Origin of the sequence: Streptomyces sp. YGL11-2, from assembly GCF_050054615.1 — a bacterium.
Lineage (GTDB): Bacteria > Actinomycetota > Actinomycetes > Streptomycetales > Streptomycetaceae > Streptomyces.
Genome location: NZ_JBNHIN010000009.1, coordinates 221,090 through 233,605, shown reverse-complemented (window position 1 = coordinate 233,605; position 12,516 = coordinate 221,090). Strand labels below are relative to the sequence as shown.

Genomic DNA, 12,516 nt, shown 5'->3' with positions numbered 1-12,516 from the left:
CCCCCCCCCCCCCCCACCCCGGACCTCGGACGGACGCTAGCTCCAGCGCCCGGTGCGCCCCAGCAGCAGCGCGGTCGCCGCCGTGCCGGCCGTGGAAGTGCGCAGCACGGTCGCACCCAGGCGGTACGGCTTGGCGCCCGCCTCGGCGAAGGCGGCCAGCTCCTCCGGGGAGACGCCGCCCTCCGGGCCGACGACCAGCACGATCGAGCCCTGGGCGGGGAGTTCGGCGGTGGCCAGCGGGGCGCTGCCCTCCTCGTGGAGGACGGCGGCGAAGTCGGCGTCGGCGAGCAGCGCGGCGACCTGCTTGGTCGTCAGCGGGTCGGCGACCTGCGGGAAGGTCAGCCGGCGCGACTGCTTACCCGCCTCGCGCGCCGTGGCACGCCATTTCGCCAGCGACTTGGCGGCCCGCTCGCCCTTCCACTGGGTGACGCAACGCGCCGCCGCCCAGGGGACGATGGCGTCCACGCCAGTCTCGGTCATGGTCTCCACGGCCAGCTCCCCGCGGTCGCCCTTGGGCAGCGCCTGCACGACGGTGATCGTGGGCACCGGAGGGGCCTCGGTGCGCAGCTCCGCCACGGCGACGGTGAGCCGGTCCTTGCCCTCGACGGCGGCGACCGTGCCGTGGGCGCCGGCGCCCGCGCCGTCGGTCAGCACGACCTCCTCACCGACCCGCAGCCGCCGTACCGACACCGCGTGCCGGCCCTCGGGACCGTCCAGGGTCAGGGTGCCCCCGGCCCGTACACCCGCCAGCGAGTCGACGAGGAAGACCGGCGCGGTCATGCGGCACCGCCGGTGGCGTCCGCGTCCCCGCCGGTGCGGGCCTCGCCCAACGCGGCGCGTGCCGCGTCCAGTTCGGCCACCAGCACCTTCACCAGCCGCCCGGCGGGCATCTCCCGCGCCAGCCGGTGTCCCTGCCCCGCCCACAGGTTCATGCCCTGCGCGTCGCCGGCCTTGGCGGCGGCCTTGCGGACGGTGGAGGTGAGGTAGTGCACGGCGGGATAGGCGGCCGGCGCGTACCGGCCGTGCTCGCGAAGGAAACGGTTCACCAGCCCGCGGGCCGGCCGCCCGGAGAACGCCCGGGTCAACTCCGTATGCGTGAAAAGGGGGTTGGTCAGCGCCTGCTTGTGCAGCGGGTTGGCGCCGGACTCGGGCGTGACGAGGAAGGCGGTGCCCAGCTGCGCCATCGACGCCCCGGCGGCCAGCACCGCCGCGATCTGCGCCCCGCGCATCAGCCCGCCCGCGGCGATCACCGGGATCTGCACGGCCTCCCGGACCTGCGCGAGCAGCGCCAGCAGCCCCAGTCCCGCACCGGTGCCGTCCGCGTGCGGATCGTCCCGGTGGGTGCTCTGGTGGCCGCCCGCCTCCACGCCCTGCACGCAGACCGCGTCGGCGCCGGACCACTGCGCGGCCTGCGCCTCGGCGGCCGTGGTGACCGTGACGACGGTGTACGTGCCGACCTTGGCGAAGCCGTCGAGGACCGCCCGCGAGGGGCAGCCGAAGGTGAACGAGACCAGCGGCACCGGATCCTCGCGCAGGATCGCGAGCTTGGCCTCGTACCCGTCGTCACAGGGGCCGTCGATGTCGCCGAGCTCGGTCTCGTACCAGGCGGCCTCGCCCGCGAGTTGCTCGCGGTAGACCTCGACGGCGGACGTGTCGGCCAGCGAGGGCTGCGGCATGAAGAGATTGACGCCGAAGGGGCGGTCGGTCAGCGCCCGGAGCTGTTTGATCTCCTGGTACATGCCGTCGGCGGTCTTGTACCCGGCGGCGAGGAAGCCGAGCCCGCCGGCCTGGCAGACCGCCGCGGCCAGCTCGGACCCGGAGGCGCCGCCCGCCATCGGGGCCTGCACGATGGGGTGACGGCAGAGAGCGGTGAGCGCGGTGGGCATGACCACATCGTGTCACGCCCACCGCCCTGCCCCGAACCGGGGCAGGGCCGCGAAGTGCGGAACAGCCGGCCGGGGTACGCCGTGTGCCTACCGCCCGTTGAACGCGTCCTTCAGGCGGGAGAAGAGGCCCTGCTGGCCGGGCTGGAACTGCCCGGTGGGCCGTTCCTCGCCGCGCAGCTTGGCCAGTCGGCGCAGGAGTTCCTCCTGCTCGGGGTCGAGCTTCGTCGGGGTCTGGACCTCGACATGGACGATCAGATCGCCCCGGCCGCCGCCGCGCAGATGCGTCACGCCCCGCTGGTGCAGCGGGATCGACTGGCCGGACTGGGTGCCGGGCCGGACGTCGACGTCCTCCATCCCGTCCAGCGTCTCCAGCGGGCACTTCGTGCCCAGCGCCGCCGCCGTCATCGGGATGGTCACCGTGCAGTGCAGATCGTCGCCGCGCCGCTGGAAGACCGAGTGGGGCAGCTCGTGGATCTCGACGTAGAGGTCGCCGGCGGGGCCGCCGCCGGGGCCGACCTCGCCCTCACCGGCCAGCTGGATGCGGGTGCCGTTGTCGACGCCGGCCGGGATCTTGACCGTGAGCGTACGGCGCGAGCGGATCCGGCCGTCGCCCGCGCACTCGGGGCACGGGGTCGGCACGACCGTGCCGAAGCCCTGGCACTGCGGGCACGGCCGGGAGGTCATGACCTGGCCGAGGAAGGACCGGGTGACCTGCGACACCTCACCGCGACCGCGGCACATGTCACAGGTCTGCGCCGACGTCCCGGGCGCCGCGCCCTCGCCGCTGCAGGTCGTGCAGACCACGGCGGTGTCGACCTGGATGTCCTTGGTCGTGCCGAACGCCGACTCGCTGAGCTCGACATCGAGGCGGATCATCGCGTCCTGGCCGCGGCGGGTCCGCGAGCGCGGTCCGCGCTGCGACGCCGTGCCGAAGAACGCGTCCATGATGTCGGAGAAGTTGCCGAAGCCCGCGCCGAAGCCGCCCGCGCCGCCGCCGGCACCGCCGGACTGCGACAGGGGGTCGCCGCCGAGGTCGTAGACCTGCTTCTTCTGCGGGTCGGAGAGGACCTCGTAAGCGGCGTTGATCTCCTTGAACCGCTCCTGGGTCTTGGGGTCCGGGTTGACATCCGGGTGCAGCTCGCGCGCCAGCCGCCGGAATGCCTTCTTGATCTCGTCCTGCGAGGCATCGCGCCGTACGCCCAGGACCGCGTAGTAATCCGTGGCCACTTACGACTCCGCCAGGATCTGTCCGACGTAACGTGCCACTGCGCGTACCGCTCCCATCGTTCCGGGGTAGTCCATGCGGGTCGGTCCGACCACGCCCATTTTTGCGACGGCCTCGTCGCCCGAACCGTAGCCGACGGCGACGACCGAGGTGGACGTCAGGCCCTCATGAGCATTCTCATGCCCGATACGTACGGTCATGCCCGAGTCCTTGGCCTCCCCGAGCAGCTTGAGCAGCACCACATGCTCCTCAAGGGCTTCCAACACCGGCCGGATGGTCAGTGGGAAATCATGCCCGAAGCGCGTGAGATTGGCGGTACCGCCGATCATCAGCCGCTCTTCGGTCTCCTCCACCAGAGTCTCCAGCAACACCGACAGTACTGTCGAGACCGTGCCGCGGTCGTCCTGCTCGAAGGACTCCGGAAGATCCTGCACCAACTGCGGCACGTCCGTGAACCGCCGCCCGACGACACGGCTGTTGAGCCGGGCCCGCAGGTCCGCCAGGGACATCTCGCCGAACGGCGACTGGCAGTCGACCAGCCGCTGCTCGACCCGTCCGGTGTCCGTGATCAACACCAGCATCAGCCGCGCCGGGGCCAGCGCCAGCAGCTCGACGTGCCGGACCGTGGACCGCGTCAGGGAGGGGTACTGCACGACCGCGACCTGCCGGGTCAGCTGCGCCAGCAGCCGAACCGTCCGGCCGACCACGTCGTCGAGGTCGACGGCGCCGTCCAGGAAATTCTGGATGGCGCGCCGCTCCGGGCTGGACAGCGGCTTGACGCCGGCCAGCCTGTCGACGAAGAGGCGGTATCCCTTGTCGGTCGGGATCCGCCCGGCGCTGGTGTGCGGCTGGGCGATGAAACCCTCGTCCTCCAGGGCCGCCATGTCGTTGCGCACGGTGGCCGGGGAGACCCCGAGCTTGTGGCGCTCGGTGAGCGCCTTGGAGCCGACCGGCTCCTCCGTGCCGACGTAGTCCTGGACGATGGCGCGCAGCACTTCGAGCCTGCGTTCGCTGAGCATCCCGCGCACCTCCAGTCCGGCCGTCCCGCCGTGTGTCGTCTCTCCTGGCACTCACATCAGCCGAGTGCCAGACCCAGTAAGTGTACGGCCGGGTAGCACGGATGCGGCAAGGGTGAGCGTGGTGGGGAGTTGCCCGGGACCGCGGAATCCGACCCCGGGAGCGCCCCTTGGCGCCCCCCGACCGCTGCCCGGCAGGCCCTGGCCGGCACCCGGTCCGGGCCGCCGGAACGGCCGACCGTCGCGCAACGCTATCGCGATGGCGCTAGCGTCTCGGTATGCGCACTGCATGGGAAGAGGCAGGCTGGGAACAGCTCGACGACGGTGTCGCCCGGCGCCGGATGCCCGGCTGGGACGAAACGATCGGGGTGATCGCCGGCACCGCCGGGGTCATGATCGTCGACACCGGCGCCACCCTCCGCGACGGCGCCGCACTGCGCCGCACCATCCGCGGCGTACTGGGCCGGGACGTGACACACATCGCACTGACCCACCCGCACTTCGACCATGTGCTGGGCACCGCCGCCTTCGCGGGCGTCGAGGTGTTCGGCGCGGCCGGGCTGGGCGAGCTGCTGCGGCGCAGCAAGGACGAGCTCCGGCATTCCGCGGTGCGGCACGGTGTCGACCGGGACGCCGCCGCGGAGGCCGCCGACCTGCTGGTCACGCCGCACCACCACGTCCACGGCGAGCTGACCGTCGACCTCGGCGACCGGCAGGTGCTGCTGGCCAACGTCGGCCCCGGCCACTCCGCGCACGACCTGGCCGTCCTGGTGCCCGGCCGGCACGGCTCCCCGGAGATCGTCTTCTGCGGCGACCTGGTGGAGGAGTCGGGCGAGCCGCAGGCCGGGCCGGACGCGCTCCCCCAGCAGTGGCCCGCCGCCCTGGACCGGCTGCTCGCCCTGGGCGGCGAGGACGCGGTGTACGTGCCGGGCCACGGCGCCGTCGTCGACGCCCGCTTCGTGCGCGCCCAGCGCGACGCCCTCGCCGCCCGGTTCGGCCCGCCGCCGTCCTGAGCGCCGTTCTGAGCTGCCGCCCCGCACCGCTCTCCGCTTCCGCCGCTCCCCCCTTCCGCCCACCGGTCCGGCCGGTCGGTCAGTCCCACTGGTCCGGCCGGTCAGGACGGTCGGCCCGCAGAAGTCCGTCCACAGAACAGGCCCTCATGCAGAACAAGCACTACAGCCCCGACCTCACTCCCCCGTGGAAGAAGCAGCAGCCGGCGCCCGAAGTGCCCGCCGATCCCGATCTGGTCGTCGAGGAGGTCACCACGGGCTACTGCGGCGCGGTGATCCGCTGCGAGAAGACCGCCGAGGGGCCGACGGTCACGCTGGAGGACCGGTTCGGCAAGCAGCGGGTCTTCCCGATGGCGCCGCGCGGCTTCCTCCTGGAGGGCAGGGTCGTCACGCTCGTACGCCCCCGGAGCCGCCCCGCGCCGAGCGGTCCGGCGCGGACCGCCTCCGGGTCGGTCGCGGTCCCCGGCGCCCGCGCCCGGGTCGCGCGGGCCGGCCGCATCTACGTGGAGGGGCGGCACGACGCCGAACTGGTCGAGCGCGTCTGGGGCGACGACCTGCGCATCGAGGGCGTGGTCGTGGAATATCTGGAGGGCATCGACGACCTCCCGGCGATCGTCCGCGCCTTCTCCCCCGGCCCGGACGCCCGGCTCGGCGTCCTGGTCGACCATCTCGTGCCCGGCTCGAAGGAGTCCCGGATCGCGGCCGAGGTGACCGGTGCGCACGCGCTGGTCGTCGGCCACCCGTACATCGACGTCTGGGAGGCCGTGAAGCCGTCCTCGGTGGGCATCGCGGCGTGGCCGGCCGTGCCGCGCGGCCAGGACTGGAAGACCGGGGTGTGCCGGGCGCTGGGCTGGCCGGAGAACACCGGCGCGGCCTGGCAGCGGATCCTCTCCGGCGTGCGGTCGTACAAGGACCTGGAGCCGTCCCTGCTGGGGCGGGTCGAGGAGCTGATCGACTTCGTGACGGCCCCGGAGGGGGCGTAGCCGGGCCCGGGGCATGTGGTGCGCCGGGGCCGTGGCGAGCGCACGCTGGTAGCAGCGATTCCGGAGGTGACCGTCATGTTGAAGACCGTTGTCGGATGGCATGTCGAGCTGGAATTCGAGGAGGACACCCACCGCACCCGGGCCGCCGCGCTGGTCCGGCTGCCCGACGGGACCGAGGTGCGGTCCCATGGTTATGCCAGCCGCCACCCCGCCGACGGGAACCAGCCCCGGGTCGGCGAGGAGGTCGCGGGCGCTCGGGCGCTCAACGACATGGCGATGCAGCTGCTGACCAAGGCCCACGACGAGATCGACCAGGAGTCGGGGCGGCAGTCACGCCCGCTGACCCACTGACGTGCCCCCCTGACCCGCTGGCCCACGCCCACTGGCCCACTGGCCCACTGGCCCACTGGCCCACTGACGTACGATGCCCCGCCGACCTGTCCGTGATCCGCTGAAGTGCCGTGCTGCGCCGACCCGTTGAACTGGTGACCCGGTGGCCCGATAGCCGTCGCGTGCCCGGCGGCCGGGCGGTCCGGCCGCACCGGCCCCGCGAGGGCCCGCCGGTCACTCCCCTCAGTCCACCCGGCCCGTCCCCTCAGTCCACCAGGTCTCGCACCACCGCGTCCGCCAGCAGCCGCCCACGCAGCGTCAGCACCGCGCGTCCCGCCTCGTACGGGCCGGGCTCCAGGAGGCCGTCGGCCAGTGCGCGGGCGGCGGCGCGGGCGCCCGCGGGGGCGAGGAGGGAGAGCGGGCAGCCGGCGGCGAGGCGGAGCTCCAGGAGGATGCGCTCGACGCGGCGGTCCTCGTCCGGGAGGACCTCGCGACCGGCGCCCGGGGAGCGGCCCTCGGCGAGGGCCTGGGCGTAGGCGCCGGGGTGCTTGACGTTCCACCAGCGGACACCGCCGACGTGGCTGTGCGCGCCGGGGCCGGCGCCCCACCAGTCGGCGCCGGTCCAGTACAGCTCGTTGTGGCGGCAGCGGGCGGCCTCGGACGTGGCCCAGTTGGAGACCTCGTACCAGGTGAAGCCGGCGGCGGTGAGCCGGTCCTCGGCGATCAGATAGCGGTCGGCGTGCACGTCGTCGTCGGTCATCGGGATCTCGCCGCGGCGGATCCGGCGGGCCAGCCGGGTGCCGTCCTCGACGATCAGCGCGTACGCGGAGACGTGGTCGGGGCCGGCGCCGATGGCCGCGTCGAGGGAGGCCCGCCAGTCGTCGTCGGTCTCGCCCGGGGTGCCGTAGATCAGGTCGAGGTTGACGTGCGCGAAGCCGGCCGCGCGGGCCTCGGCGACGCAGGCTTCGGGGCGGCCCGGGGTGTGGGTGCGGTCGAGGATCTTCAGGACGTGCTGCCGGGCGCTCTGCATGCCGAAGGAGACGCGGTTGTAGCCGGCCGCGCGCAGCTCGGCGAGATAGCGGGGGTCGACGGAGTCCGGGTTGGCCTCGGTGGTGATCTCGGCGCCGGGGGCCAGGCCGAACTCGTCGCGGAGGGCGGCCAGCATCCGGCCGAGGTCGGCGGCCGGCAGCAGGGTCGGGGTGCCGCCGCCGACGAAGACCGTCTGCACGGGGCGGGGGTCGTCGCCCAGCACCTTGCGGGCCAGACGGATCTCCTCGACGACCGTGTCGGCGTAGGTCTCGCGGGAGGCCGGGGCGCCGCCGGAACCGCGCAGCTCGCTCGCGGTGTAGGTGTTGAAGTCGCAGTAGCCGCAGCGGGTCGCGCAGTACGGCACGTGCAGGTAGAAGCCGAGGGGCCGGCCGGCGGCGCCGGTCAGCGCATGGCGGGGCAGCGCCCCGTCCTCGGGCATCGGCTCACCGTCTGGCAGTGCGGAAGGCATGGGGTCCATTGTCCGTCATGCGGCGGCGGTCCCGGCTCGGCTCCGGCGGCGGCCCTCGTCACACGCCCGACCCGCCCGGGGGGCCGCTCCGCCCCTGAGCCGTCGGGCAGTCCCTAGGGCACCCCGTTCGCCGCCGCGCGGGTCGCGGCCTGGAGGACCAGCAGCGCCAGGTCGTCGTCCGGCGGCGTCGGCCCGAAGGCGTGGACCGTGCGCCGGATGTGCTCGGCGATGTCCTCGGCGCCCTGCCCGGCCGCCGCGGCCAGCGCCTGGGCCAGCCCGTCCTCGTCGTCGAACAGCCGCCGCCCCGAGCGGCGCTCGGTCACCCCGTCGGTGACGCACAGCAGCGTCTCCCCGGGGCGCAGGTCGAAGGACTCGCTGACGTACGCGGCGTCCTCGACGACCCCCAGCAGCATCTGCGGCGCCGCCACGACCCGGACCGCGCCGTCCGCACCCAGCACCAGCGGCAGCGGATGGCCGGCGCTGGCCAGGGTGCAGCGGGCGCCGCCGGGGACGCCCCGGTACGGCACGATCTCGCCGTAAAGGAGGGACAGGAAGCGGGCCTGCTCGCCCTCCTCACGGATCTCGACGGGCGCCTCGGCCCCGGCGCCGGCCGCCGCGACCGCCGCCGCGACCGCCGCGACCGAGTCGGCGGCCTCCCGCGCCATGGTCTTGTTGAGCCGGTCGAGCACCTCGGCGACCCCGAAGCCGTCGCGGGCCAGCAGCCGCAGCACGGGCCGGGCCAGGCCGGTGACCGCGGCGGCCTCGGGGCCGCTGCCGCAGACGTCGCCGAGGGCGAAGCACCAGCGGCCGTCCCCGGCCTCGAAGAGGTCCCAGAAGTCGCCGCCCGCCCAGGCGCCCTCGCGCGGTTCGTAGACCACCGCGGAGTGCACTCCGGGCACCCGGGCCCGGCCGCGGGGCAGCAGCCGCCGCTGGAGGACCTGGCTGATGCGCTCCTGGCGGCTGTAGGCGCGGGCGGTGGCCACCGCGCGGGCGGCCCGGCGGCACAGGTCCTCGACCAGCGCGACCACCTCGTCGGGGAAGTGCAGCAGCCCGGCCCGGCCGAGCAGCACGGTGCCGAGCCGGCGGCCGCCGGCGACCAGCGGGCAGGCCAGGGCGGCGCCGCCGGGCTCGTAGTGGCCCGGTTCGTGCGGCCAGGGCCAGGGCGCCGCGGTGGGCCTGCCGCCGAGGGCCTCCCCGGCGGCGCCGCCCGGCGGCTGCTTCTCCAGGGCGGTGCGCAGCGCGTCGATCCGGCCCTCGGACAGGTGCCAGACGCGGGCCAGCCGAGGCGCCTCGCCGCTCGCCGCCAGGCCGCGTCCGGGGGCGCCGCCGTCGCCGTCGTGGAGCCACACCGCGCACCAGTCGGCGAGCCGTGGAACGATCAACTGAGCGGCCAGGGAGGCGACCTGGTCGGCGTCGAGCTGTCCGGAGAGCAGGTCGGACGCCTCGGCGAGGAAGGACAGCGCCCCGCTGTCGACGCCGCCCCGGCCCCGGGCCCGGCCGGCGGTCGCGTCGGGGGCGTCGGGCGGGGCGGTGCGGCGGGGCACCGGGGCGAGGAGTTCGGCGGCCCGCAGCCGGCGCCGCAGCAGCTCCTCGTCGACCGCGCCGTACTCACCGCACTCGCCGTACCCGTCGTACGCCCCGAACGCCGTGTCCACCGCCTCCGGTTCCGGCCGTACGCCCTCCGGGGCGCCCACCGGCAGCCGGAACCACACGGTCTTCATCGCCCGGCGGTAGGTCACGCCCCACGCCTCGGCCACCGCGCTGATCAGCTGGAGGCCGTGGCCGCCGCCCTCGTAGGCGCCGGTGTCCTCGCGGGCGCGGACCGGCTGGGTGGGGTGCCGGTCGGAGACCTCGACGACCAGGCCGGCGCGCGGCGGCTCGTCGGGGTCCACTCCCGGCGGGGCGTCCGGGAAGGGCCCCGGCTCCGCGTCCGGGTCGAGCCGGCAGCGCAGTTCGACGGTGGTCCCGGCGTGCACCACCGCGTTCGTCACCAGCTCGCTGACCAGCAGTACCGCCTCGTCCGCCAGCCGGTCGGTGAGCCCCTCGGCGCCGGGCAGCCGCTGGGCGGTCCAGTCGGCGAACGCGCCCCGGACGAACTGCCGCGCGGCGGCCGCGGCCCGCGGGTCGCCGGGCAGACTGGCCCGCAGGGACCGCGTGGCGGCTCCCGCAACGTCGTTCCGTTCAGACGAAGTTGTCGTCCTCATTGAGCAACTCCCGAGCAGCTCCCCTGCAGCGCCGGATGCGCCACCGCCAGGGTGACAGAACGAGCGCACCCATAAGCGGTGAGTTACGGAAGTGCGTGGTCAGCGCCGTCAATTCGGCTGACGCGGCACGGTAGTTGACCGACACGGGAAGATACGTCCGAATCAACCTGTATGGACAACTTCACCCGCACCGACCCGTCCGCCCGGACACCGCGGTGCGGTGCGGACCCGCCCGGCCCGCACCGCACCCGCCGTCGCCGGGTCCTACGCCTCCCGCGACCCGGCGTACATCTCCTCCAGCAGGTCCTTGAAGGCCCGCTCGACCGCCGGCCGCTTGACCTTGAGGCTGGGTGTGACCTCGCCGTGCTCGATGTCCAGGTCGCGCGGCAGCAGCCGGAACTTGCGGATCTGCTGCCAGCGCTGGAGCCCTTCGTTGACCCGCTCCACATAGCCGTCGATCAGCTCGCGGACCTGGTCGGTGGCGACGACCTCGGCGTACGTCCGGCCGGCCAGCCCGTGCTCCTTGGCCCAGCCCAGGATCGTCGGCTCGTCGAGCGCGATCAGCGCGGTGCAGAAGTTCCGGTTGGCGCCGTGCACCAGCACGTTGGAGACGAACGGGCAGACCGCCTTGAACTGGCCCTCCACCTCGGCCGGCGCGATGTACTTGCCGCCGGACGTCTTGATCAGGTCCTTCTTGCGGTCGGTGATCCGCAGGTAGCCGTCCGGGGAGAGCTCGCCGATGTCGCCGGTGTGGAACCAGCCGTCCTCCTCCAGGACCTCGGCGGTCTTCTCGGGCAGGCCGTGGTAGCCCTGCATGATGCCGGGGCCGCGCAGCAGGATCTCGCCGTCCTCGGCGATCCGCACCTCGGTGCCGGGCAGCGGCTTGCCGACCGTGCCGGTGCGGTACGCCTCGCCGGGGTTGACGAAGCTGGCGGCGCTGGACTCCGTCAGGCCGTAGCCCTCCAGGATGTGGATGCCGGCGCCGGCGAAGAAGTAGCCGATCTCGGGGGCGAGCGCGGCCGAGCCGGAGACCGCGGCACGCAGCCGGCCGCCGAACGCGTCGCGCAGCTTGGTGTAGACGAGGGCGTCGGCGACCTTGTGCTTGGCGGCGAGCGCGAACGGCACCGAGGCGTTGCCGGTGCGGCGGAAGTTGTCCTGGGAGAGCTTGGCGTACTCGCGGGCCACCCCGGCCGCCCACTGGAAGATCTTGTACTTGGCGCCGCCGCCCGCCCGGGCCTTGGCCGCGACGCCGTTGTAGACCTTCTCGAAGATCCGCGGGACGGCCGCCATGTAGGTCGGCCGCACCACCGGCAGGTTCTCGATGATCTTGTCGACCCGGCCGTCCACGGCGATCACCTGGCCGGTGGCGATCTGCCCCGCGGTGAGCACCTTGCCGAAGACGTGCGCGAGCGGCAGCCAGAGGTACTGCACGTCCTCCGCGTGGACCATTCCGGTCGCCTGGATCGCACGCGCCATGTACGCCCAGCAGTCGTGCGGCAGCCGCACGCCCTTGGGGCGGCCGGTGGTCCCCGAGGTGTAGATCAGCGTCGCCAGCTGGTCGGCGCGCAGCGCACCGACCCGCTCCGTGACGCACTCCGGGTGCTCCTCCAGATACGCCGTGCCGCGCTTCTCCAGTTCGGCGAGCGAGAGCACCCAGCCCTCGGGGTCGCCCTCGGCGGGCTGCGCGGCGCCCTCGTCGATGACGACGACGTGCGCCAGCTCGGGCAGCTCGGCGCGCCGCTCGCGGACCTTGGCGAGCTGCCCGGCGTCCTCCGCGATCAGCACCCGGCTGCCGGAGTCGGCCAGGATGTACGCGGTCTCCTCGGCGTTGGTGCTGGGGTAGACGGTGGTGGTGGCGGCACCGGAGCAGAGCACCCCGAGGTCGGCGAGGATCCACTCGACCCGGGTGTTGGACGCCAGCGCCACCCGCTCCTCGGGGCACACCCCCAGCGCGATCAGCCCGGCGGCCGTGGCGTGGACCCGCTCGGCGGCCTGGGCCCAGGTCAGCGTCTTCCAGTCGTCCGGACCGGAGGAGGAGGGGACGGGATAGCGGTACGCCTCGGTGTCGGGCGTGGCCGCGACCCGTTCCAGGAACAGGGTCGCCACCGAAGGCGGCCGGTTTTCGATCAGCGTGTGGGTGTCCGTCACGGCATCCTCCGGGGCCCGCTTCATTGCTGGTGACTCGCGAGTAACCTTTGAGCAGTGATCAGAGTAGAACGCGTGACGCCGCCATGTAAGGGGCTGCGGTCGACTGGTTCAGGATGTGACCACCGCGATAGGTGTACGTAACAGTCGTATGACCCGGCGGAGAGCGGCGGCCCGCACCGGCCCCGGCACAGCACGGGGCGCCGGCTCCCGAAGGAA

General features: G+C 73.9%; 10 protein-coding genes. 3 read left to right on the top strand and 7 right to left on the bottom strand.

Annotation, left to right across the window (positions count from 1 at the left end):
• Positions 1 to 36 precede the first annotated feature (36 nt).
• From ACO1BR_RS13520 to hrcA, 4 genes are all read right to left on the bottom strand, one after another.
• Positions 37 to 780: a 16S rRNA (uracil(1498)-N(3))-methyltransferase gene (locus ACO1BR_RS13520; RefSeq protein WP_426795295.1), complete on the bottom strand. Its 744-nt coding sequence runs from the start codon at positions 778 to 780 to the stop codon at positions 37 to 39.
• Complete coding sequence (locus ACO1BR_RS13515) at positions 777 to 1,886, bottom strand: nitronate monooxygenase (protein WP_426795294.1); 1,110 nt, start codon at positions 1,884 to 1,886, stop codon at positions 777 to 779. The genes ACO1BR_RS13520 and ACO1BR_RS13515 overlap by 4 nt, the downstream gene beginning before the upstream one ends.
• Before the next feature lie 87 nt (positions 1,887 to 1,973).
• Positions 1,974 to 3,113, bottom strand: a complete 1,140-nt coding sequence (gene dnaJ / locus ACO1BR_RS13510; RefSeq protein ID WP_426795293.1) for a molecular chaperone DnaJ — start codon at positions 3,111 to 3,113, stop codon at positions 1,974 to 1,976.
• A complete protein-coding gene (gene hrcA, locus ACO1BR_RS13505; RefSeq protein ID WP_159503815.1) occupies positions 3,114 to 4,130 on the bottom strand; it encodes a heat-inducible transcriptional repressor HrcA in 1,017 nt (338 codons plus the stop codon).
• Positions 4,131 to 4,405: 275 nt separating this feature from the next.
• On the opposite strand from hrcA, the gene ACO1BR_RS13500 reads away from it, so the two are divergent.
• The 3 genes from ACO1BR_RS13500 to ACO1BR_RS13490 all read left to right on the top strand — a co-directional run bounded on the left by ACO1BR_RS13500 (position 4,406) and on the right by ACO1BR_RS13490 (position 6,471).
• Entirely contained in the window at positions 4,406 to 5,140 is a 735-nt protein-coding gene (locus ACO1BR_RS13500) for an MBL fold metallo-hydrolase (RefSeq protein ID WP_426795292.1), read from the top strand.
• A gap of 146 nt (positions 5,141 to 5,286) precedes the next feature.
• Positions 5,287 to 6,120, top strand: a complete 834-nt coding sequence (locus ACO1BR_RS13495; RefSeq protein WP_426795291.1) for a DUF3097 domain-containing protein — start codon at positions 5,287 to 5,289, stop codon at positions 6,118 to 6,120.
• Positions 6,121 to 6,195: 75 nt separating this feature from the next.
• Entirely contained in the window at positions 6,196 to 6,471 is a 276-nt protein-coding gene (locus ACO1BR_RS13490; protein WP_201304814.1) for a DUF1876 domain-containing protein, read from the top strand.
• A gap of 244 nt (positions 6,472 to 6,715) precedes the next feature.
• Here the strand turns inward: ACO1BR_RS13490 and hemW are convergent, their stop codons facing one another.
• The 3 genes from hemW to ACO1BR_RS13475 form a co-directional block, all read right to left on the bottom strand.
• Positions 6,716 to 7,948, bottom strand: coding sequence for a radical SAM family heme chaperone HemW (gene hemW, locus ACO1BR_RS13485; RefSeq protein WP_426795290.1), 1,233 nt, complete (start codon positions 7,946 to 7,948; stop codon positions 6,716 to 6,718).
• Positions 7,949 to 8,061: 113 nt separating this feature from the next.
• Positions 8,062 to 10,152 (bottom strand): SpoIIE family protein phosphatase, encoded by a 2,091-nt coding sequence (locus tag ACO1BR_RS13480; RefSeq protein ID WP_426795289.1) that lies wholly within the window; start codon positions 10,150 to 10,152, stop codon positions 8,062 to 8,064.
• A gap of 264 nt (positions 10,153 to 10,416) precedes the next feature.
• Positions 10,417 to 12,300: an AMP-dependent synthetase/ligase gene (locus ACO1BR_RS13475; RefSeq protein WP_426795288.1), complete on the bottom strand. Its 1,884-nt coding sequence runs from the start codon at positions 12,298 to 12,300 to the stop codon at positions 10,417 to 10,419.
• Positions 12,301 to 12,516 lie beyond the last annotated feature (216 nt).